This window comes from Ruegeria sp. D4 (genome assembly GCF_056534475.1).
Genome location: NZ_JBQFPJ010000023.1, coordinates 1 through 22,530, shown reverse-complemented (window position 1 = coordinate 22,530; position 22,530 = coordinate 1). Strand labels below are relative to the sequence as shown.

Sequence of the window (22,530 nt, the reverse complement as noted above, 5' to 3'; positions counted from 1 at the left end):
CACGCCCCGCTGGACTCTAGAGACACGAATTCTGAATGAAGCCTGAAGATGAGACCAACGAAGTCTACCGGTTCTTCACCGAGGTCGGGATCATCAATCAGTTGATCTCGACCAAGCTAGAAGCGTTCTTACCTGGCAGAATGACCGCAACCCAATTTGGCATATTGGGCCACCTGGTCCGGCGCCCCGACGGAGAAACTCCGCTACAGCTATCGAACGCGTTTCAAGTGCCCAAGACGTCGATGACGCACATGCTCTCCAGCCTTGAAAATCATGCCCTAATTACCCTTGAAGCCAACCCCAATGACAAGCGTTCGAAAATTGCCCGGTCCACGCCGCAAGGCGCGGAGTTTTTGAGTGCTTGTATGGAACAGATGTCAAAAGCGCTTGGTCCAGTATTGTCCGAACTCGGGTTCGATCCATTTCACAATTCGCTGCCGAATCTGACGCTCATACGCAAAGTTTTGGACAGCGAACGGGACTAAGAAATACCAACGCCAACCAGAATACGAAGCCAAATTGTTAGAACATCATGCAATCTCCGCCCGGGGGAAGCGGCGGTGATCCTTCAGGCAAGGTGGGCGTGTAGTCAAATGTCACAATCTTTGCGCCACCGTCGAATGCCACGAACAATTGGTTTGATCCTGGCCTTATGGCGATGCCTTCCGGGTCGGTTCCAAACTCCAACAAGCTTTGCTGGGCGAGTAGTTGGCCGTCTGCCGTGAACTCATACAAGCTGTTTGACCCTTCCCAATCATCAACAATCAACATGTGACCGGTACGCGGATCAATCGCGATTCCTTGCGCCTCACTCAACGGAGGAGAAAGCTTCATGGTATCCAACCTTGCCGTCAAAGCACCCTCTGAAGTGAACCAAGATAATCGTTCAGGGTCATCTTCCACGGTCACAATCTGCCCTTTGGCATTGATCGCGATCCCTTCAGTATCCGCAAACCCACCTTCAAGTTCAAAGGGTGTTCCTAAAGCGGTTCCTTCCTTGGTGACACGTTGGAGTCTTCCAAGACCGTCGCCAACCAACAAGTGATCCCCTTCGATAGCAATTGCTTTGATCCGGAAGAGATCACTGGATATTCGGCGCAATTGATCCCCTTGCAACGTAACGAGAATTGCCTCGGGTCCCTCGTTCGCAATCCACAGCCCGCAAAACGTTGGATCGTAGTCAAGACTTGCGGGTTGATTGAGCTCGTAGTGCCCTGTTTCGCGAAGATGCAATGCTGTGGCCGGGGTAGACACAGCAAAGATCAACAAGGCTATGGTTCTTGCAATCAATCTAGATGCTCCTAGAAACTGCAATGCAAAGGTGTATCGGTGTCGCGAAGATTCAATGCAAAGAACGCGTGATCTCCTAACGACAATGCGCATCAATTTGCCTGATCAGAGAGACTGAGAACACGAAAAATCTGCACGGGGTTACCGATCCCCTTCAGCTCTCTTTCTTCCAGTTCTTCTGTCTCCACATAATCTTCTATGTCTAATAGCGCCCGTTGGTTCAAAAGGATCTGCCCGTCGCTGGCAAAATCGCAAAGCCTCGATGCAGTGATCACCACGCCGCCGATAGCGGTATAGTCGGCCCGACCATGAAACCCGATAAGCCCAAGGGTTGCGTAACCGCTGCTGATCCCGATACCCAAACCCATCGCATGCCCAAGCCTCAGCCAGGGTGCTCGAATTCTGTCAAAGGCTTCGCTTATTGCTTTAGCCAACCGCACGGTTTGCAGGACGGGTTGCTCGCAGGGAACCGGATCATTGAAGAAGACCATCAAACCATCTCCAGCTCGGTATCCAATCGTCCCCTTGTGTTGGGCAACTAACTGACCTACGTCATCGTGGAATTGCTGGAGAAGGGTAATGACATCTTCCGGCTCAATCGCCTCGGAAATGGCGGTGAAATTCCGGATGTCGCAGAATAGGCAAGAGATGTATTGACGATGGGTCTTAAGAAGCTCGTCAGAGTTTTCTTCTACGACAAGCTCCGCCACCTGAGGAGCAAGGAATTGTTTAAGTCGCCCTAGCCTGTCAATCTCGCCTTCCTGGCGCTTCACCTTCTCTGTCAGCCTTTCGTTCAAAGCCTCTATTTCACGCGTCTGGTTACGAACCGTGTGGTTTAACGCGTCGAGAATGAAGTTTTGGTTTAGCAAAGCCGCAATCACCAAAAGCACATAGGCGAGCGCTTCTACGCGTTCGTCATAGCCAAAATACAGTGTGATAATCAGTATAGCGGCAGCAATTCCACCAAGGACGAGTGGAAGCTCTTTGGCATGCCGTTTCCGGTCTCTCCACAAGAAACTGACCGCCAACAAAGCAAACACCCACATGAGCACGGCTTGCGCATGTGGATTTATTGAAAGCGCTTCATAGCCAACCAAATAAGTCAACAGAATTCCAGAATAGCATGTGGCCAAAGAGGCAAGTGCAGCCAAAACTGCTCCGATCCCTATTGGCATCGAAATTCTGAATTCCTCCGTTGCCACGCCGATACCATCGGCTACAGCACGCGACGAATGTTCCGCGGCGGAGTCACTTCTGTTCTCGGGATCAGACATGGTCCTCGTTTGCGCTTGGCCGCTGCCAGAGTACGTTTGAAATGATGTTGCGTCAAAACCGCCAGCCCCTAATTGGACGGTCGAGGTTTTTTGCGAAATCATCACCCTCAGACAAGACAACCTCAAGTTTCACATTGGCTGGCAACAGAGGTAAAATTAGGAACCTGACCTTCAGTAGAAACCAATCTCGCTTACATCTACGCGGGCCTCGTGATCGCGCCCGAAGGCTACAACTCCAACTGAAGTGATTGCGTCTGCAACGGGAATAGCGCGTAACATGGCACCTGATGCCTTGAAGCCTGACAGAGGTAAAGAGACTTCGGTCCATTCGTCAGAAGTTGCGAACTCGGCCTGATAGTATTGCCACGGAAGCACCGTGCCACGTGTTCTGAGGTGAACAAAGTACAGCTCGCCGTTCCCCCGTACCAACAGCCTGACGCCTGATACACTTGCATCTGGCCTGTCAGTCAACTTGCGTCGGAACTGGATGAAGCCGCCGTTGTTTTCTGTACTGACGGTTCCGGTCAACCGTGCGAATGCAACATCACCTTCCGAACTAAACTGCACCTGACCTGAAGAAACTCCTCCCATGACGGTGTCGGCAACGAAGTCCCAACGCTTCTCCGGAGACTTAGAGAAGTCTTCGGCAAGATTTCCATCAGCCTGTGCCATTGTAAATCCGATGATAACAAGACCTGAAACGAGCCCAGCGAAGTTTCCACGCATATCGTTCTTTCTCAGTTCAGTATTGCAATAGAAAGGTTCAAGACAGTGGCAAATGCGACCCATGCAAAGTACGGCAGGAAGGCTAGTGCAGAAATCCGATCCGAATTCCTGACCTTAACGATGAACACAACGATGACAGCCAACAACGCGACAATGACCAAAAAGGCAAACCACGGCAGTTGCAGTACGAAAAAGGTCGGGGACCACAAAAAGTTCAGACCCATCTGTGCCCACCACAGCTTCATGGCGGTCGAGCTTCGGTCTGTTTCAAACTGGCGCCAACCCGCCATAGCGATCAAGACATAAAGCACCGTCCAAACCGGCCCAAAAATCCAATTTGGTGGATTGAAAGCCGGTTTAGAAAGCTGTGCATACCAATCGCCGGGTGCAGTCAGTGTCCCGATCAGGATGCCGCCTCCCACCATCAGCGCAAGGAATGCTATGCGGATCAACCAATTCGACATTGTTGGATAGCTTTTAGCAGTCCTTGGTCGTCACGTTCACAAGTGCTTCGGAAGAGAAGGTCGCAGTATTAGTCTCATCCGCATCGGTATATGACACCGTGGCGCCTGCGATCTCCGACCCTGTTACGGTGATTTCGCGTTGCCCGATAGTGTCATCGACATCGATGGTAAAGGCGAGATTGTCCCCGACTCCGAGGGAGGCGATCTCAAGCTCAATTGTATCTTGCCCATCCACGACCGCTGGAATTTGACGCAGAGCATCCGCACCCTCAACGAATTCGAGAGGTTGGAATACCTCCACGCCCGCACCCTTTTGGGTAACGTCGAAAATCAGACGCCCGGCAGATTGCGACAAGTCAATTTTGACGGTCGAGGCTTCTACTTCGCAAGCTCCGACATTTTTCAAAACAAAACGGTCTTTGGGTGCGCCTTCTATAAAGCGAATTTGTACACCAGCCTGAAGCGAAGTAGCTGCAAATAATCCAAGGGTCGCCGCAAGAATACTCTTCGGGAGCATATTTATCTCCTTCCTTATTGGTTCTTGATAGATACGCTTCGGCGGATTTCTTGGATCAGACTTATGCCCCTTGACTATGGTGGTTTGGCCGACAGGGCCTTTCGAAGTTCCATGCACCGCTGTCAGAATGGATAAGTCAAAACATGCCGTTTTCGTTCTCGCTGTTTGCCGGAACCTCCTGAAGAACGTCCCAGTGCTCGACAACCTTCCCATCGACATCCAGGCGAAAAATATCGATCCCTGCGTACTCGAGACCATCGGGCCAGATTTGGTGGCAATGCAGAATAACGTGGTCGTCTTCAGCAAAGGCACGTTTGATATCCACACGCTTTCCCGGGTATTCAGCAGCCATGCGCTCGAAGTACTCGACAAAGGCTTGCTTGCCGTCGCCAACATGCGGGTTGTGCTGCGTATAGGTATCACCAACAAAGGTTGCTATGGCCTCGGCAGGTCGACACTCGTTGAACATCATTTCGTAGAAAGCAATGACGTTTTTTTTGTTTGTTCCGAGGTCCGGCATGCTGATCTCCAAATCGACGTTTGTACCGCCCAAAAACGTTGGTCCGCATAATTCTTGGAAACAACCTGGCAAAGATCTCGACCACTAACTGGCAAGAAGCTACGCGCTTGATTTTGCGTTCCGACTATTTCGAGGGTTTGTCCCTTACTCGATTTCTTCGAAGTCTATATGAATATGATTTCCATCAGGATCGGCCACATGGATTTGGACCATTCGAGCGCCCGGGACGTCAGTTTTGCGGTACTTGATCTGACTCGAGCTCAGTTTTTCTTCGAATGCGCTCAAGCCCGTGGCTGAGAGCGCAAAATGCTCGAGCTTGAGCTTCACTTCGGAGCCGACGTTAGGTGTTCCTTCGTGACCCACAAGGTGGACCACGGCGTCATCACCCGCATACAACCAAGCTCCGGGAAACGGAAAATCAGGGCGGGCCCCGAGTTTTAAACCCAGGACCTCTTCATACCAAGTAACCATCTCAGGCAACCTTGTGGTCACGATATTCACATGATCCAGTCGCTCAATTCTCATCTAAAAACCCTCAAGCACGAGCTTTCCTTTGGCCTTGCCGCTTTCGAGGATAGCATGCGCTTTTATTAAGTTTGTAGCATTGATCCTACCAAGTGTTTCGGTCGCTGTAGATCTGATCCCTCCATCATCTATCAACGCGGCGACCTGATTCAGGATTTCGCTTTGACGGTTCATATCGCCAGTCCCAAAAAGCGACCGAGTGTACATGAACTCCCAATGCAATGAGATCGATTTGGGTTTGAACGGCGCGATGTCGAAGGTTTCAGGATCATCAATCAACCCAAAGCGACCTTGAGGTGTCATCACCTCTCCAGCTTGAGACGCATAAAGCTGGGAATGGTTTGTTGAATAGACGAAATCCACATTTTCGATACCCAGAGCCTCGAGTTGTGTGCCAAAATGTTCTGCGTGGTTGATGACGTGGTGTGCGCCCAGCCCTCGAACCCAGTCTTGTGTCTCGGGTCGGGACGCCGTCGCTATCACTGTCAAGTCAGTGAGAGCCCGCGCCAATTGAATGGTGATTGACCCGACACCGCCTGCGCCACCAATAACCAGCAACGTATTGGTTCCGCCGGAAACGGCATCTTGGACTCGCAAGCGGTCGAACAGCATCTCAAAGGCAGTAAGCGTCGTTAGCGGCATCGCCGCAGCCGCTTTCGCCGGTATGGATTTTGGCGCGGCTCCGACAATACGTTCATCCACCAGATGAAACTCGGCATTGGTTCCCGGTCGGTCTATTGCCCCGGCATACCAAACTGCATCTCCCGGACGGAAAGTCTCAACCGTTTCGCCAACTGCTTCGACGATGCCTACTGCGTCCCACCCCAAAATATCAGGTGCTGGACCTACAGGAGCACGTTTTTGCCGAATTTTCGTATCGACCGGGTTCACTGAAACGGCCTGCACTTTCACCAACAAGTCATGCCCCTTCGGCGTCGGTTTGTCGGCCTCGAAGTCGATTAAGGCGTCCGCCCGATCAATCGACCCTGTCTCACGGTATCCCACGGCTTTCATAAAGTGCTCCTTTGTTCGGTTTTGTATCAACCGATGACTGTCATTTCATTCAACGTGAATTCTGCAACGGCACCCTCTGTTGCTTCCAGGTAAGCCGCAAGGTGCTGAGCACCCATGTGGGTTTGCCAAAGCTCCCGGCTTTGCCAGTTTTCGTAGAATACGAAATGGGCCGGGTTGCCGTTGTCCTGATGCAGGTCGTAGTTAATGCAACCCTCTTCGGCACGGGTTATGTCGATGAGCTTGATCAACTCACCCTTTACAAGGTCGATCTTGTCGGGGTTGGCTTTGATGTTGGCGACAATTGTCAGCTTGGCCATTGGAATAGGTCCCTTGTGTTCTTGAGCGATGCGCTAGATTTACGCCGCAGGCTTTTCGGGATAAACAGGGCGAGATCGAACATATAATCCGGAAATTCCGTTTAATGCTTTTAGACAATCTTCGCTTGTTTCTGACTATAGCCGAGAAAGGCAGTCTTGTGGCCGCAGCGCGCGCAACAGGGATGTCGAGCACGACAGTGTCCGAGCGACTCGCGGCTCTGGAGGCACACTACGGAGTGGTTTTGTTCAACCGCACCACTCGTTCTATTAGCCTGACCGAAGAAGGCCGTACACTAGCCGATGGAGCAAGAAACGTACTCAGTGAGGTTGCGGACCTGGATACGCTTGTTCGGCACGGCGCCGAAACTTTGTCTGGTCCAATTCGCATAAGCGCGCCTATCGATTTGGGGCGGAGCTTTGTTTCCGAGGTTATTGCCGAATTCACCGAAGAGAACCCTGCCGTCTCAATCGAACTGTCCCTCTCGGACGGCTACGTCGACCTTGTAGGCCGGGGTTTTGACCTCGCCGTTCGCTTCGGCAACATCACAGACAGCTCGCTCAGATTACGAAATTTAGGAAGCTACCAACGTTTCGTATGTGCCTCCCCAAGTTACCTAGCCTTATTCGGAACGCCTGAAAAACCAGAAGATCTATTGAACCACAACTGCTTGGTTATGAGGTTTGGCGACATAATCGACAACGTTTGGGAGTTTGGATCAGGACCAAATGCCCAGCGCGTATCGGTAAAAGGAAATCGAATAGTCAATGATGGTTCACTCATCCGCGAATGGGCGATTGCAGGTCATGGGGTCGTCTTGAAGTCGGAGCTGGATGTCGGCGAAGATGTTCGATCTGGCAAACTTGTTTCTGTCTTGCGCGACTTCCTCCCACCGCCGAAACCTTTGCAAATGATGTTTCCGCCGAGCCGAGCCCAACCACGTCGCATAACGGCCTTAGCTGAGCATTTGCGTCGCAAATTTGGCGTGAGTTGAGGCCGCAGGGGAAGTCACTAATCTGACAGCCGTTATGTTTGCTCAATGAATTTCAAAGTCGCGTTTGCTAGCTCTGCCCCAGCATCTTCTTGAATGAAATGCCCCGCTTTAGGCAAAACAGTATGATTTTGACCAACTGCCCCAGGGATCGACTTTTGGAACAGTTTGTCTACCCCCGCCATGACCCTGTCGTCTTCTCCAAAAACAGTCAGAAACGGGGTGTTTAGGGTCTTGAGGGTTTCCCATGCGGCTCGGTTGGCTTCAGAAGCTGGATTGTCAGGCGAGTCGGGCACCAACACTGGAAACTCGCGAGCGCCTGCCAGATAGCGCGAATCCGGAAACGGTGCGTTATAGGCTGCAACCTCTTCATCTGAAATCTTCGATGTTGTGCCGCCAAATACGATACGGCCCGAATTAAATTCAGGCACAGATTGTGAATATTCCCGCCATGAAAGAAATGCCTCACCCAAGGGCACGTCACCGGTAGGTAGGGCCGTGTTCGCCACAACCACACGAGAGAAACGCTCGGGCATACTCGCAACCAGCCGCAAGCCAATGAGTCCGCCCCAGTCCTGACACACCAATGTGATGCCAGTCAGGTCAACTTTCCGCAACCACTCGGACATCCAGTCTACATGGCGTTGGTAGGTGTAGTCGGATCGCTCGGTGGGCTTGTCCGACCGTCCAAACCCAATCAAATCAGGAGACAGTACTCGATGGCCCGCATCTTTGAATAACGGAATCATGTGCCGATACAGGAAGCACCAGGTTGGCTCTCCGTGCATCAACAATACGGGCGGTGCCTGTTCCGGTCCCTCGTCCAAATAGTGCATTCGGAGACGACCGCCTTCGGTATTATCCACATCAAGATAATTCGGGCCGAATGCGAAATCTGGCAACCCGTCAAACCGATGGTCAGGTGTTCGAAGGAACTTCATTGTGAACTCTCCAATATGCCGACGGTATTGGCCAAGCAACAGTGATCGATAAAACAAAGACGGTCCAGTACCAGCGTATGTCGACGTCAGGTTTGCATTTGTTCGCCGCCCTTCTTCTCTTTCTCGCAGCGAAAGTCCATTTGTATAGATCTCGGATTTTCTGCTCCAACAAAAGGATTGGCCTCCAAGACCTCATCTTGCCAGTTCTTCTGAGCTGAAGCAGAGTTCATTGTACGGGTCGCCGAGAAGCGGCTCAGAAGAAAAGCGCAAGTCCGGTCATTGAAACAACCAAGAAAAGGAGAGTCATGATTCCGCCCGAGCGAACGAAATCGACCACCCGATAGCCTGCTGGGCCCATGATCAACGCATTCACCTGGTGTGTGGGGATCAAAAATGAGTTGGACGTTGAAATTGCCACGGTGAGAGCAAATACGGCCGGGTTACCACCCGCCGATACGGCAATAGAAACCGCCAGCGGCACCAGCAGAACAGTTGCACCTACGTTGGACATGACCAGCGTGAACGCCGTTGCCAAAACGGCGATCCCTGCTTGCAAAGACCAGATCGGCCACCCCTTCAGGAGGGCTAACACATGCGCGGCAATCCAATCCGCAGTGCCAGTGTTCTGAACTGCTTGGCCCAACGGGATCAGCGAAGCCAGTAGAAAGACTGTGCTCCAACTTATCGACTCGTAGGCTTCGTCAATCGAGAGCACCCGGCTCAACACCATCCCAATAGCGCCGATCAACAGGCATAATGACAAGCGCAGATCAGAAAACAGAATTAAGCTCAACGCTATTAGGAAGAAAGCAAGCGCCCATCCGACCTTGTGTGGGCGTAACTCTTCTTGGGGAAAGTCCGAAGTTACGACGACAAAATCCCTGTCTGACTTCAGTCGTGTCAGACGGTCCCATTGCACGTGCACGACACACGTATCACCCGCCTGCAAAGGGACTTGCCCGATATGCGTGGCTGAATGATCTTCCGTTTCTACATGGCTCAGTGTTTCTTCGCCGCGCTGAATGGCCAACAGAGACAAACCATGTGTCTGACGGAGACGCAAATCAATCGGAGTCTGGCCGATCACTGAAGAACCGGGCGGAATAACAACCTCTGCCACCCCTGATTGGGTCGCGGCGAAATCATCTGCAAAGACATCCAGTTGGGGCAGAATCTCTAAGCCATAAGGCTCAGCGAACTGATGCTCAACCACACGGCGCAGGCCAAGCACTGCAAGCCGCGCTGGCGCTTCGATCTTGGTATCAGCCATCGGCGCGATGACCTTGTGGCCGCGATAGGATGTGCCGAGAATGTATAAATTATGGGCGACCATGACATCCGCGAGCGTTTGTCCAATCAAGATCGAACCTTCTGGAACACGTATCTCGAACATATCAGCCCTAAGCCCATAGGTGTTTTCGACGTAGGTCTGCATGGACCGGGCTGAGCTTGCGTCTTCTCCACGCTCTCGCTGCGCTGGAAGAACCCAACGACCAAAGAGCACAAAGTAAAGCACCCCTGTCAGCACCAGCATCACACCGATAGGCGTGACTGAAAACAACCCAAATGTCTCCATTTGTTGGTTAGCCGGAAGAGATGAGTTTGCCGAAACAATCAGGTCGTTCAAAAGGATGAGAGGCGACGACCCGACCAATGTGATCGTACCACCCAGAATCGCGCAAAACCCCATGGGCATAAGCAACCGACTCATCGGTATTTCTGTACGCGCTGAGATGCGGCTCACAACGGGCAGAAAAAGCGCAGCAGCTCCCACGTTCTGCATGAAAGAGCTGATCACACCAACCGTAGTTGAAATTATCGGGATTATCCGAGCCTCTGTCGTGCCTCCATTCTTGAGGATCAGGGCCGCAACCTTTGACATAAGCCCCGTCTTATCAAGCCCAGCCCCGATTACCATAACTGCGATGATGGACATCACTGCGTTCGAGGAAAAACCTTCAAAGAGCTTTGATATATTGGCAAGATTACCCAGCCCCGGGAGATAGCTCAGTGCACCAAGCAGCACCATTACAAGAATTGCTGCGACATCGATCCGTATAATCTCGGTAACAAAAAGTAAGACGGTAAAAGACAATAGACTCAGTACGGCTATCATTTCGTATGTCAGTGTCGGTAATTCCATATCGCACTCCCAACCTAACGTTACCTGACTACCAGCAAATACGAAGAACCAACTCTGCGCGTCAGATAAGGCCAAGATCCATCAGGCCGACTCACGCGGCTTGTTTTCTCGGACGTGATATCTGCTGAAACCTGGATTTCGCCAACCCAAAGAGACGCTGGTGACAAACTCCCAAGCCTCTCTTAACCATCGTAATGCAAAATGAATTTTCACTATTTCTCGAGTACAAACACTTACATATTCCGTATCGTCATTATTCATATGGACTCGGCGCGGACCTTCGCTGCACTTACTGCCAGCAACAGCTTTGCGGGCTATGCTGCCCTAGGCGCGAGTATATGCTGGTCATTCCTGTCTGTCGTCGGAAGCTTTGGGTTAGTTGACGTACTTTGCAAGAAGTGTCTTCACAGGCAACGAGGCATTCAATCGAGTGGCCAATAAGAACATCCCTCCAATCTTTCGCTGAAGGTAAAGAACATCCATTGGAAGCTGGTGTGGGAAATACCCGGCCTCAGCCAAAGCCATGCCTTCTTTGTTCAAGTGGTTGGAGAGCGCTCGGTCGGAGAAATCAAATTCATCCGCAGATAGGATTGCGTCAAAAACGCTGCGGATCATTCCGAGGATGCGGTCGTCGTATGGGCCGTCGTCTGCAATAAGCTTCATTTGGATCGCAGCCCTACGAAGATCTGCATCATCCTCTAGTAACCCTGCGCGTAACAGATGCGCGTAACTATCGATTGCATATGGTTGCAGCGCACGTGACGCGCCAAAATCCAAGAGACTAATCTTCCCATTATCTGGGTTGTATCGGTAATTGGCAAAGTTTGGATCGCTTTGAATGATGCCGAAGTCAAAAATCTCGCGTAGCGTGAGATCGACCAGTGCCTCGGATACTTGATTGCGTTCCAATTTGGTCGCATCACTCACTGCTTCGATCGGGCGACCTTCCAGAAAGGACATCGTCAGAACTTCTGAATTGCTCCAATCCGGATAGAACTCTGGGACTTCGAAAGCTTCATCTGCCTGTAACAGTTCAGCAAAATAGCGCAGGTGTTGCCCCTCGCGTTCATAATCCGCTTCTTCATGTAATTGTCTGCGCGCCTCTTGGATATACGGACCCAGATCAAACCTTTTGGGGAGCAGACCCGACATCCGAACCAAAGCAGCCACGTTGGCAACATCGCTGTCGATACTGCGCGCGATACCGGGATATTGCACTTTGATCGCCACGTCGCGCCCGTCTTTCAATGTCGCACGATGTACTTGCCCAATGCTCGCTGCCGCTATGGGCCTAACGTTAAAATCTTTGAAGGATTTTCGCCAATCTGCACCCCAAGCTCGGTTCAGGACGTCGCGCAATTGTTTCGGTGGCATGAAATGCGCCTGATCTCGTAAACGCGCCATGATGTCAGCCAGTTCAGGCGGCAAGACCTCACCTGCATCCATCGAAATCAACTGACCCACCTTCATCGCGGCGCCTCGCATGCGAGCGAGTTGATCCGCGACTCGTGTCACGTTGCCGGGTGTCATCAACAATCCACGCATATCGGGTCGCGCGCCGCGACCGATCTCTCTTAGGGCGCGTGCTGCCATGTTCCCCGCAATGCCTGCCGTCATGCTGCTTAAACCGGCAACACGGACCAAACGGCTTGTAGGAACTGCCAAAGGGGTTGGTGAGGATTTAGGGTCGGTCATCAGTACTCACCAAAATTCCGTGCCCGGAGCGCCTTTTATGCGACCCTTCAAGTTTTCGGTGACCCAACCTCCATAGAAGTCCCCGGGTTGCGGGATCACCCGGTACTCACCAACAAAACAAGCGTCCATAAGTCCGGCGTAAAAGGCGAGATAGCCCTTAATCCGTTCAAATTTGATGGTTGGTGCAGCATAACTCCACGCAGCTTTCTTAGCCGCAGCTGCCCCGCTCTGAACGTCCCAGTAGCTCGCAACACCCTTCCACTCGCAGAATGATCTACCCGAGGCCTTTGTCAGAACGGCATCAATGTCTTGCGGCGGAATATAATACGTGGGGGCGTGGTGGGTTTCGAGAACCTGAAACGCCTGATCGGTTTCCACGATTGTTTGACCGCCGAGCTCGATCCGCACTCGATGAGGCACTGCCCGCAGCGCAGGTGGTCGCGGATAGTCTTGGACGTTTTCAGTTGTCCAACCTGTCATTTCGAACCTTGGTTATGAATCGGTTACTCCACGTGAACTAGCGCGCAACCAGCGCTATTCTAGCGAGAAAGCTTTCAGCGTATGGCAGGTTAACTTGCACCAAAATTGGGCTTAGTGTCAGCTTGGGACGGGCAACGTTATTTGACCGACTTTGCAGCCCGAACCGTCGAAATGAGTGTCCTAAATCTACCAGTTTGCCAATAGTTCGCCCATGCGCTCTAGGCCAAGGTCGAGGTTGGCAGCAGCACCTCCCCCCACACCCAGTCGGATGTGGTTCTGCATCCCGTAAGACGAACCCGGTAGTAGAAATGTCCGATAGGGATCGGCGAGCAAGCGTTTGGCGAACACGTCGCCATCAATCCCATCGAGCCGTGCCAAACCAATTAATCCAGCCTGAGGTTTGACCCAATCGAGGTTGGGCTGATCGGCAACAAACCTATCCAGGCGTTCCAGCGTTTTCATCCCAGCTGCCCGTGCAATTTTCAAAGCCTGATTATATTGGTCAGACCTCAAGGCGATTTCGGCGATGACTTCGCCAAGAATATTCATAATTTCGCTCGAGTTTTCCCGCAGAATAATAGCGTCCCAAATGAGATCTGAATCACGGCATATCATCCAGCCGGTGCGTAGCCCCTGGAGCCCCAGTGCCTTGGAAACGCTGCCCGTCGTGATACCCCTTGGATACAAACCAGCAATCGAAGGGGCACGGGACCCGTCCCACTCCAATCCCGCGTAAACCTCGTCAACAACCAGCCATGCACCTACGCGATCTGCGATTTGGACAAGCCTTTCCAGCTCTGCTTGTGTCATCAACTGCCCGGTGGGGTTATTGGGGTTGGTCATAAAGATGAGCCGCGTGCGCGCTGTTACTGCGGCCTCAACTTTGTCGAGCGGCAATACCCAACCAGCCCTCTCTTCGCGGTCGACAACTTTTAGCGTCGCGCCAACTGCCTCTGCCAATACGCCCGCTTGTGGCCAGCCCGGGCGTTCCGTTACGACTTCGTCGCCCGGTTGGACCAATTGCATGAATGCAAGATAATTGGCTTCCGCGGCGCCGGCGGTGATCAGAACGTCGTCTGGCTTGCAAACATCATACAAGCCAGCGCGGTCCAAAACATGCCGTCGTAAAGCAGGCAGACCCCGAAAGCTCTTTTGGTTCCAATCCAACGGCAGCGCTGGATCCAGCGCATCCATGAACTCACCCAAACGCGGCGACTCGGACAAGGAAAACCCAACGAAAGCTTCTGGATCCGCTTCCGTGGTATCCAGTAGGTATTGAAAAAGTGTGTGTATCTTGACTTTCATGCTCTACTCAAAATCTTTGTAGTCAATCAGGGAGAGAGTCTGTGCAAGCAGAGGGATTTGTCAAAGGGCGACCGATTGACCTTGTGGTTTTGGACTACGGGCTGTTCAAGGTCCATTCCACTGGCCGCATCATAGGTATCTGCGGGTTTCTGATCCGAACAGATTTGGGAGAAGCAATACTCATCGACACTGGATTTCCTGAAAAATACGCCATTGATACCGACGCCGCGGTCAAAGAAGATCGATTGTTCGAGTTTGGCGAGGTTCTGAAGTGCGAACCAGATAATCTGCCACGCGCACAGCTGGCAAAACTCGGGCTTATTCCGTCAGACATTGCATTACAGATTTGTACGCACTCCCATATCGACCATATCGGTGCATTGGGCGACTTTCCAAACAGTCCCATTCTCATCTCCTCTGCCGAGCGAGCCTTACCTCGCCCCTTGTATTGGGGCGATATGCGGCCGATGGAATGGCCCGAGCAGGATTACCTGGTTATTGATGACGACGTAGAGATTGGGCCAGGTATCTTCGTTTTGATGGCACCCGGTCATGCGCCTGGCCAGATCGCGGTAATGGTCGATCTTCCGTCGGGGGCGATTTTATTGACCAGTGATGCGATTTCCCGACCAGCAGAAATCGACGAGAAGTTTGCCGGGTCTTGGGACGAAGATGCAGCAATTGCCAGCGCAGACAGGTTGATGCGTCTGGCATCCGAGCGAGATGCCTTTGTAATCTATGGGCATTGTCCAAAGCAGTGGGCTGTTCTGAAGAAAGCACCAGAAGTCTACAGCTGATCCCACCCCTTGGACCATTTTTCCGGAAAGTGATGTCGCACCAAAGAATTATCTGACGTCGCGCCCTTGGTTCAGAATAATCACATTCCCGCTGGAAACATCCCCTGCCGGTGAAATGAGAAAACCAACCCAAGAGGCGATTTGCTCAGGTAGCATCGCATGACCATGTGGCATGGCACTAACGGCTTTCTTCAAGACTTCCTCGGTCAAGACATTGAACAACGGTGTCTCAGTCATGGCAGGTGCCAGAGAATTTACACAGATTTTATCCTTTGCGTATCGACGGGCGAGGTCTTTTGTTAGAGTATCCATCGCAGCCTTTGACGCACGGTAGTGCGGAGGGTCAAAAACATCGAAATTGTAAGCTCCGTTCGATGAGATATTGACAATCTTTTTGCTTCCTTCGCGTTCCAACATCAATTGGACCGCCTGCTGGCAGCAATAGAAAGCAGAATTAAAATTGATTGCCATCTGCTTTTCGAGTTCCTCGGGCGGAATGTGCGGGAAGTCGGACATGAAGCAGGTGCCTGCATTGTTTACCAAAGCATCCAGACCGCCATGCGTTGTCTTAATGCCATCAAACGCCTGAGCGATAGCCGAATGATCAGTTAAGTCAACGCAGATTGGCGTGAAATTCGAACCTAATTCTGTCGCCAGTTCACCTAAACCCTCCTCATTGAGGTCCAGTCCAACAACGTGGAAACCGACTGCCGGCAATTGGCGGCAGATGGCTTGCCCCATCCCTCCCGCGGCGCCGGTCACAACAGCTGTTTTCATAGTAACTCCTCTGACCTCGGCCTCGTATGAGGCACAATAGAGTATAGTATGAACCTGGCATCCCTTTTACATGAAATTGGCACGGTTCAATTGGGCTTGAAATCACCGCTCGTCCGCTTTGGGCTCAGTTTGGTCATTCGCAGCTGTCTGCTAGGTAACTGCTCTGCGAAAATTTCCAACATTGGACTTTCGAAAATCGCTGATGCAGCGTGGCCTTTTAGGCGCGTCAAAGGCTGCGCGGCATTGCATCGGGTTTCCCGTTTGCAGCCTCTCAACGAGGCGGAATTGGCGCGAACTTAAGTCTGAGCACTTGGACCGTAGTGCCACAAACGCGAAAATTCATTGCTTAAGCGGACGGCGACCTCCGTGGCGGCTACTCCAAACCAAAATTTTGGCTGCGTTGCTCTAACGCGATACGAAAGTTCAAGTTCCAACTAGGGACTAAGAACAAACCTGACGGCGCTACATTTGCTGCATTCTTTCGCCGGTGTGCGTGGTTACGACCGTGTTATCGATCCGCCGTTGGCGCGTTGTCGGGTACTTGGCGACCTTAATCCAGCGCAGGACATTGCGTCGGTAAGACGGGGGCAATCGCTCCCATTTGTCCAGGTTCAATACAACGGATAAATCGTCTGGGACGATAAGAGCATCGACATCGTCAAAAGTTCCAAAGCCCTGAAGCTTTACCGGCTTGTATGGAAGCCTCTCCGGCGGGGTGCACTATGCCTTCTTGCCCAAGGCGCTCCGCCCTATCTTTGTAGCTTTTGGACCAAGCTTGCTGCTTTCGCGGGCTGATCAGTTGCGCCGTCCGGTCTTCATCGATTGTAAATCGTCTTCCATCAATCCAACCATGCGCGATCAGCGCATCCAGCACCTCGTCCCGACTGACATATTTCTGCGGATGTGCCGCCTTCCACGTGATCAGGCGGACGCTATCACGTTGGGCAAAATGCGTGCTCAGCCAGTCCCAAAGCTGATCACGGGATGTGACCTCAATATCTGTGATGCGCCACCATAGTGTTCATGCTTATGTCATCCGTCGCAAAAAAGCTTCAGCCATCTTCAAGTGGTTGCTTTTGACCTCTGGTGACATTCGCCCAGCCGTACGGCACATCATCGCCCATCGGGGATTGCCAGTCAGTCTATCGCTGTGTTTCAGAATAAAGCGCCAATAAAGCCCGTCCCAAATGTCGGACCAAGGCCCCTTTCCCCAATGGCTCATTTTGCGAACATAGTTTGAACCCGAAAAGTACGGTTTGGTGGTGATCAACCCGCCATCGGCATGCTGGCTCATCGCGTAGGCATTAGGAACCATAACCCAATCATAGCTGTCGACGAACATTTCCATGAACCAGCGATAGACATGATCCGGATCAATTTCGCACAGAAACATAAATCCACCCAAAACCATGAGGCGTTCAATATGATGACAATACCCTGTCTTGAGCACCCTTTTGATCGTGTCGTCCAGCGGATCAATACCAGTGGTTCCGTCGTAGAAAGCGCAGGGCATTGGGCGGTGATGGCCCCAATGATTTGTAGTGCGCATCGGCACACCCAGGCTCTCATAAGTCGCGCGCATAAACTCGCGCCAGCCAATGATCTGGCGGATAAAACCTTCTACCGAATTCAAGGGAATGCCCTTGCGATCCGCATGCGCCAGGGCAGCGTCCAAAACTTGTTTTGGCGCCAACAATCCTATGTTCAATGCTGGCGTGAGAACGGCGTGCCATAGCCAGTTTTCGCCCTCAACAATGGCATCTTCATAGTCGCCAAAACGTTCGAACCGCCGTTCCAGAAACTGCGCCAGCCAGTCGGACGCAGCTTTGTGTGATGTCGGATAATACAACGTATCCAGGCTGCCCAATGCTTCTGGAAAATCAGCAAGAACGCTTGCTTTTGCGGCTTCATCAACTGCGTCATGGGAAGGCCAATCGATCCAAGGCAGGCTGCCTAACAGCGCCTTGGGCACTTTCTTGCGGTTTTCCTCGTCAAAGCTCCACTGTCCCCCCGTCGGTTGACCGCTGTCCATCAAAACGTTCAAGCGTCGGCGTTGGCTTTTGTAGAACTCAGCCATGAGCCAACGTTTTCGACCGAGAGACCAATCCAGATTGTCGGCCCGCGTATTCAGAAAGCCAGGCGATGGCTTGATGTCGAGCGTGATGCCGGTATTGCTAGCCGCCGCCCGCAAACGTCTTTCCGCAATGAAGTCTACCGGATCAGCTATCATCATTTGGCTGACACCGCGATCACGTAGGTTTTGAAAAAGTCGCAGGCACGCGCCCGACTGCCGCTCAAAGGGCCAGATCGCGGCATCAATGCCCTTAGCGACCAAGCCATCGCGATAGCGCGCCATAGAGGCGCGGTGCAGCCAAAGCTTTTGTTTATGCATCGTGGCTGGGTAATGCGCATCGCCAAAGAACAGCGGGTCTTCGAAAAGCACAACAGTGTCTGGCCCGGCGGACAGACCCGGGTGTTGGGCAAACAATTGGTTGGGGAGTAGAAGGACTGCAGAGGACACGAGCTATTCTCTTTGTTGGGTGGCTAGGTTCAATTGGCCTAAGAGCGACGGGATCTTCTTTCGAAGGCTGAAGAATCCGGCCCTTGCATGAGGCCATGTCATAGCGTCGTACGGCAGCATTATCCTATTCAATGATAGGCCTGCGTCTCTCAATAAAGGCTCCGCACGATCCAGCCATGACCGAGTGGGGCCGACAGGCACATAGGCTGTTGCAATGGTCGTGACGCCGGCATTCCGTGCTGCCTCGATCAACGGACCACACCAATCCTCAGCTGATTTCGCGTGTTTTCCATGGGGTTCCAGGGCGCTGTTCATCGCGCCCTTGGCAAAATCCTTTGCGGCGTCCCCCATCGGGTTTGGAGACCGACCATGCGTCGCCAAAAGTCCAATCGCGGCAGCAGGCGATGTCCGCACTAAGCAGTCACTTGACAGATCATCCTCTGTCAACAGCAACAGATAAGGGCTGTCTGCGGGAATGAGCAGGATAGAAAGTGGAATGAGCGGGTGATCTACCGGCTCGGTCAACGGTTCTGCAAATTTGGCGAGGCCTTTTGGTTGAAACCGTCCTTGCGTGTATTTGGCAATATTATCGGGTCGCGCGAGGTAGGTTTTGCCTTTCGTGTGCAATCCGCCGACCCACCGCCAGCTCAGCGTGTTTGACGCGGGATCGCCATCCAGCAAATGCCGCAAAAAGAAGTCCGCGCCAAGATGCCAGGGTATGTGGAGCGTGAAAATCCAAATTGATGCAAACCACATGCGCGCATGGTTGTGGAGGTAACCGGTCGTCACCAGTTCCCGCGCCCAATGATCGAAACAGTCGATGCCGGTATTGCCGTTCACTGCATCGTTGAAACGGATCTCTAAGCCCTGATCGAATTTTAGTCGCTCTAAAGCGCTCAACAGATCCCGTTGATAATGTGCCCAGACGCTGGGCCTCTGATACGTCCAATTATTTCCAGTTTCCTCATGTGACCAGAGCTCGTCGATAAGACCACGATCTTTTAACTGGGAAAGGACCTCCACAATTTGCCCGATGCGCACAATGAGCGGCTGGCCCAGTTTCCCAAGGTCTTTTCGTAACCCAGCGATTGTCTCAGCAACAAAGTTCCACTGCCGTGTTGACGCGTCGGGTTGCTGCCAAAGCTCAGTTTCAACCACATAGAGTGGCAGAACTGGCTCGACCTCAGACGCTTGCGCTAGTGCCGGATGATCCGTTACCCGCAAATCTCGTTTGAACCAAACGACCTGCACGACACCTCCATTGTTCAAGTAGTGTACGAATGGCCACTAAAAATGGATCTTTGTTAAAGTCGTCTCCGCAATTCGCTGCTGACGTGGCTTTTGCACAAAAGCCATTGGCCTTCGGTACTTGAATGTTGGAAGTTTCTGCGAGCGAGACTGACACCTGCGAGGAGGGGTCATAGGAGTGCTGTGTGCGCCCGAACTCGACCTTTTTCTAAGAGGACCATTCAGCAAAAAAAAATTGCCTCCCGGCGACGCCACTCACTTTCGTCTCCAGGAGGCTAACCAGACAGATCTGGCTACTACGTGAGCAAAATTGACAATACAAACTTGCTACACACGCCGATACTTGAATCTAAAATACAACAATTCAACATTTTTTACGCGCGATAAAGTAATTTTTCTCGCGTGTTATATGTTTGCTTGTGTATCAGATCTTGCCGTCACGCCTCTGAAGACAGGGTCCCATTGTGCGAGTAGTTGGTCACTAGGTGGGACAACACTGTCGTAAATGAGTAGCCAAGCCATTCTGGTTAACTACGCATGTCCAATTTCGCATTCCAAATAGTCTGGGCAGTCCCATGACCAGACTATGGCCCGCGCTGTCTGTCATCCCAGATCAAGACGGCGCGGGCATTTGGATCACTGCTGCGTTCTTGCACTGCCTGTAGCAAGCGACTGCTTGGGGCTCGGTGCAGTCGTTGGCGATGGTCTGTTTGAACGGCGGTTTTGGGCCCTCCGTGCAAGGGAGAGTGATGCGGGGGAATGGGCTTTTGCCAAGGATCTGGACGTACTAGGCCACGCAAGGAGCGTACCGTCGGATCGAAGACCGGTGTTCTGATAGCATGACATGCTTCACGCCTGTCCTAAGCGGCGCTAGTCTCCGGTCATGGCAACGCTGAAAGGAGCCGCCCAATGTCCCTCTTCTCTAAACTCTTCGGTGGTGGCGAAAATCCGCATGCCGCAGCACGGGACAAAGATCACATTGCCGACGTCATGACCACGATCAGGGACTTGATTGGCCGGACTGGCTAACCCTCGCGGCGCAAAAGCGCCACACACTTCCACCTTTAACTCTCCGACACCCCTCACGCATGCCGCGTCGAGGCCCTAGAAAGGACTGCCTGATGAAATACGAGAACTTTCAAACCTTTGACGTAGACGTTGAAAACGGCATCGCCACTGTGACATTCAACTTTGGTTCCGTGAACGTGCAAGGCCAGGAAATGCTGGCCGATCTCAACAGCCTGGCAATGCGGCTGGAGCGTGACCGCGAAACCAAGGTCGTAATCTTCCAATCCGCCAATCCGGAAATCTGGGTCTGCCACTACGACACCGAGCTTCTCCAGGATATGTCGACCGAGGCGGTATCTCGTGACGATGCACAGCTTTTGGACCTGCAATCGGTTTGCGAACGGATCAGCAAGGTGCCGCAGGCCACCATCGCAAAACTGGAAGGGTTTGCACGCGGTGGCGGACACGAATTGGCGTTGGCGCTCGACATGCGCTTTGCCGCGCGAGGAAAGTACAAGTTCATGCAGATGGAGGTCGGCATGGGCATCTTACCCTGCGGCGGTGGCGCCTCTCGCATGGCACGCCAGACCGGTCTTGGCAAAGCACTTGAGATCATCCTGAGCGCGCAGGACTATGACGCGGATGATGCAGAACGTCTGGGCACCATCAACAAGGCGTTGGAGCCGGATGAAATTGGTCCCTATGTGACCGTACTGGCCGAACGGATTGCAAAATTCCCAGCTGAGTCGATCAATGCGTGCAAGAAGATGGTCTACGAATCAATCGACAAACCCATTGATGAGGCGCTTAAAGCCGAGGCTTATTGGCTCTATCAGGCCACCAGCAAAACCCCGGCGGTCAAACGTTTCACCATCGCGGATGAACAAGGTCTGGAACACGACATCGAAAACCAGCGCAAGTGGGGCGATCTGGTTATGCAGGTGCAGGACATCAACTGATCCCCCGAACCAAATCAACACGTAAGAAAAGGAATACCCCAATGAAGGCAATGGTTTTGAACACCTACGGACCCGATGCACCGTTCGAGCTTGTTGAAATACCCGATCCGGTTTCGACACCAGGGCATGTGGTCGTCAAAGTGGCCGCGACCAGCGTCAACACCGTCGACACAATGATCCACAGCATGGGCGCTGATCCTCCCCCTCTGAAGTGGTCCGCCGTTATGGTTATGAAAACGGAGGAACCACATGGCGAACAAGCGACCGAAGCCGGAAGAGATTGTCTCGAAGTTACGGCAGGTTGAGATATTGATGGGGCAAGGCATGTCCCGTCTGGATGCAATCCGGCAGATTGGTGTTGTTGAACAGACCTATTATCGCTGGAAGAAAAAGTACGGCAGAATGGGCGCGGATCAATTGAAGGAACTCAAGCGCCTTCAAAAAGAGAATGAGCGTCTTCGAAGGGCCGTCTCGGATCTTACCCTGGACAAACTGATCCTGACGGAGGCGGCCAAGGGAAACTACTGAGCCCCGCCCGACGCCGTGCCTGCATCAACCATGTGCGCCACAAACTGCGTGTCTCAGAGCGCCGGGCGTGTCGTGTCCTGAAACAGCACCGATCCACACAGCGAAAGCTGCCGAAAGGTCGAGCTGACGAGAAGCGCCTGGTGGCGGACATGATAGAAATGGCCCGCCAGTATGGCCGCTACGGTTATCGCCGGATCGCGGCTTTGCTGAGAGATGCGGGCTGGCAGGTGAATGACAAGCGCGTCGAAAGGCTTTGGCGTCGGGAGGGGCTGAAAGTGCCAATGAAACAACCGAAGAAGGGACGGCTCTGGTTAAATGATGGATCGTGTGTTCGGCTGCGGCCGGAGCATCGAAACCATGTCTGGAGCTATGACTTCGTGCATTGTCGAACGGATGACGGAAAGGCATTCCGCACGCTCAACGTCATCGATGAGTACAGCCGGGAGTGCTTGGCGATCCGTGTGGACCGCAAGCTGAACTCCAGCGATGTCA

At 52.6% G+C, this 22,530-nt stretch carries 23 protein-coding genes and 1 pseudogene; 6 read left to right on the top strand and 18 right to left on the bottom strand.

Annotated elements, in window-relative coordinates; translation table 11 throughout:
* Positions 1-35: 35 nt before the first annotated feature.
* Positions 36-485: a MarR family winged helix-turn-helix transcriptional regulator gene (locus ACR0MI_RS21365; RefSeq protein ID WP_480442107.1), complete on the top strand. Its 450-nt coding sequence runs from the start codon at positions 36-38 to the stop codon at positions 483-485.
* Positions 486-522: 37 nt separating this feature from the next.
* Here ACR0MI_RS21365 and ACR0MI_RS21360 read toward each other — a convergent pair whose 3' ends face one another.
* The 9 genes from ACR0MI_RS21360 to ACR0MI_RS21320 all read right to left on the bottom strand — a co-directional run bounded on the left by ACR0MI_RS21360 (position 523) and on the right by ACR0MI_RS21320 (position 6,647).
* Positions 523-1,290: a hypothetical protein gene (locus ACR0MI_RS21360; RefSeq protein WP_480442109.1), complete on the bottom strand. Its 768-nt coding sequence runs from the start codon at positions 1,288-1,290 to the stop codon at positions 523-525.
* 92 nt (positions 1,291-1,382) lie between these two features.
* Positions 1,383-2,564, bottom strand: coding sequence for an adenylate/guanylate cyclase domain-containing protein (locus tag ACR0MI_RS21355; protein WP_480855537.1), 1,182 nt, complete (start codon positions 2,562-2,564; stop codon positions 1,383-1,385).
* Positions 2,565-2,735: 171 nt separating this feature from the next.
* Positions 2,736-3,290, bottom strand: a complete 555-nt coding sequence (locus tag ACR0MI_RS21350) for a CIA30 family protein (protein WP_170612284.1) — start codon at positions 3,288-3,290, stop codon at positions 2,736-2,738.
* An 11-nt stretch (positions 3,291-3,301) separates the two neighbouring features.
* Positions 3,302-3,754 carry a TspO/MBR family protein gene (locus ACR0MI_RS21345; RefSeq protein WP_170612286.1) on the bottom strand — a complete coding sequence of 151 codons (453 nt, stop codon included), beginning with the start codon at positions 3,752-3,754 and terminating at the stop codon, positions 3,302-3,304.
* A 13-nt stretch (positions 3,755-3,767) separates the two neighbouring features.
* Positions 3,768-4,271: an aggregation factor core gene (locus ACR0MI_RS21340; RefSeq protein WP_170612288.1), complete on the bottom strand. Its 504-nt coding sequence runs from the start codon at positions 4,269-4,271 to the stop codon at positions 3,768-3,770.
* A 136-nt stretch (positions 4,272-4,407) separates the two neighbouring features.
* Positions 4,408-4,791 carry a nuclear transport factor 2 family protein gene (locus ACR0MI_RS21335; protein WP_170612290.1) on the bottom strand — a complete coding sequence of 128 codons (384 nt, stop codon included), beginning with the start codon at positions 4,789-4,791 and terminating at the stop codon, positions 4,408-4,410.
* A 144-nt stretch (positions 4,792-4,935) separates the two neighbouring features.
* Positions 4,936-5,316 (bottom strand): VOC family protein, encoded by a 381-nt coding sequence (locus ACR0MI_RS21330; RefSeq protein ID WP_170612292.1) that lies wholly within the window; start codon positions 5,314-5,316, stop codon positions 4,936-4,938.
* Positions 5,317-6,330 (bottom strand): zinc-binding alcohol dehydrogenase family protein, encoded by a 1,014-nt coding sequence (locus tag ACR0MI_RS21325; protein ID WP_170612294.1) that lies wholly within the window; start codon positions 6,328-6,330, stop codon positions 5,317-5,319.
* 26 nt (positions 6,331-6,356) lie between these two features.
* Positions 6,357-6,647, bottom strand: coding sequence for a putative quinol monooxygenase (locus ACR0MI_RS21320; protein ID WP_170612296.1), 291 nt, complete (start codon positions 6,645-6,647; stop codon positions 6,357-6,359).
* A 104-nt stretch (positions 6,648-6,751) separates the two neighbouring features.
* On the opposite strand from ACR0MI_RS21320, the gene ACR0MI_RS21315 reads away from it, so the two are divergent.
* A complete protein-coding gene (locus tag ACR0MI_RS21315; RefSeq protein ID WP_170612298.1) occupies positions 6,752-7,639 on the top strand; it encodes a LysR family transcriptional regulator in 888 nt (295 codons plus the stop codon).
* Between the two features lie 32 nt (positions 7,640-7,671).
* Here the strand turns inward: ACR0MI_RS21315 and ACR0MI_RS21310 are convergent, their stop codons facing one another.
* From ACR0MI_RS21310 to ACR0MI_RS21290, 5 genes are all read right to left on the bottom strand, one after another.
* Entirely contained in the window at positions 7,672-8,577 is a 906-nt protein-coding gene (locus tag ACR0MI_RS21310; protein WP_170612300.1) for a haloalkane dehalogenase, read from the bottom strand.
* A gap of 253 nt (positions 8,578-8,830) precedes the next feature.
* Positions 8,831-10,720 (bottom strand): SLC13 family permease, encoded by a 1,890-nt coding sequence (locus ACR0MI_RS21305; RefSeq protein WP_170612302.1) that lies wholly within the window; start codon positions 10,718-10,720, stop codon positions 8,831-8,833.
* Positions 10,721-11,095: 375 nt separating this feature from the next.
* The gene (locus ACR0MI_RS21300) at positions 11,096-12,415 is read right to left on the bottom strand and encodes an ABC1 kinase family protein (protein ID WP_170612304.1); all 1,320 of its coding nucleotides are present in this window, start codon (positions 12,413-12,415) and stop codon (positions 11,096-11,098) included.
* A gap of 6 nt (positions 12,416-12,421) precedes the next feature.
* Positions 12,422-12,895 carry a DUF427 domain-containing protein gene (locus tag ACR0MI_RS21295; RefSeq protein WP_108862075.1) on the bottom strand — a complete coding sequence of 158 codons (474 nt, stop codon included), beginning with the start codon at positions 12,893-12,895 and terminating at the stop codon, positions 12,422-12,424.
* Between the two features lie 186 nt (positions 12,896-13,081).
* A complete protein-coding gene (locus ACR0MI_RS21290) occupies positions 13,082-14,200 on the bottom strand; it encodes a pyridoxal phosphate-dependent aminotransferase (protein WP_170612305.1) in 1,119 nt (372 codons plus the stop codon).
* A 41-nt stretch (positions 14,201-14,241) separates the two neighbouring features.
* Here ACR0MI_RS21290 and ACR0MI_RS21285 point away from each other — a divergent pair, with 41 nt between their 5' ends.
* Entirely contained in the window at positions 14,242-14,997 is a 756-nt protein-coding gene (locus ACR0MI_RS21285) for an N-acyl homoserine lactonase family protein (RefSeq protein WP_170612306.1), read from the top strand.
* A 48-nt stretch (positions 14,998-15,045) separates the two neighbouring features.
* On the opposite strand, the gene ACR0MI_RS21280 is transcribed toward ACR0MI_RS21285, so the two are convergent.
* The 4 genes from ACR0MI_RS21280 to ACR0MI_RS21265 all read right to left on the bottom strand — a co-directional run bounded on the left by ACR0MI_RS21280 (position 15,046) and on the right by ACR0MI_RS21265 (position 19,546).
* Entirely contained in the window at positions 15,046-15,774 is a 729-nt protein-coding gene (locus ACR0MI_RS21280; protein ID WP_170612308.1) for an SDR family oxidoreductase, read from the bottom strand.
* Positions 15,775-16,236: 462 nt separating this feature from the next.
* On the bottom strand, positions 16,237-16,416 hold the full coding sequence (locus tag ACR0MI_RS21275; protein ID WP_480442127.1) for a YdeI/OmpD-associated family protein: 180 nt from the start codon (positions 16,414-16,416) through the stop codon (positions 16,237-16,239).
* A gap of 385 nt (positions 16,417-16,801) precedes the next feature.
* Entirely contained in the window at positions 16,802-18,295 is a 1,494-nt protein-coding gene (locus ACR0MI_RS21270) for a cryptochrome/photolyase family protein (protein ID WP_170619248.1), read from the bottom strand.
* A 3-nt stretch (positions 18,296-18,298) separates the two neighbouring features.
* Entirely contained in the window at positions 18,299-19,546 is a 1,248-nt protein-coding gene (locus ACR0MI_RS21265) for a deoxyribodipyrimidine photo-lyase (RefSeq protein ID WP_480855530.1), read from the bottom strand.
* A 1,118-nt stretch (positions 19,547-20,664) separates the two neighbouring features.
* Between ACR0MI_RS21265 and ACR0MI_RS21260 the strand changes: the two genes are divergently transcribed.
* The 3 genes and pseudogenes from ACR0MI_RS21260 to ACR0MI_RS21250 form a co-directional block, all read left to right on the top strand.
* Entirely contained in the window at positions 20,665-21,510 is an 846-nt protein-coding gene (locus ACR0MI_RS21260) for an enoyl-CoA hydratase/isomerase family protein (RefSeq protein WP_170612327.1), read from the top strand.
* Between the two features lie 41 nt (positions 21,511-21,551).
* A complete protein-coding gene (locus ACR0MI_RS21255) occupies positions 21,552-21,815 on the top strand; it encodes a hypothetical protein (protein WP_480442125.1) in 264 nt (87 codons plus the stop codon).
* A pseudogene (locus ACR0MI_RS21250) lies at positions 21,760-22,530 on the top strand (IS3 family transposase); the annotation flags it as partial. The gene ACR0MI_RS21255 and the pseudogene ACR0MI_RS21250, both read left to right, overlap by 56 nt.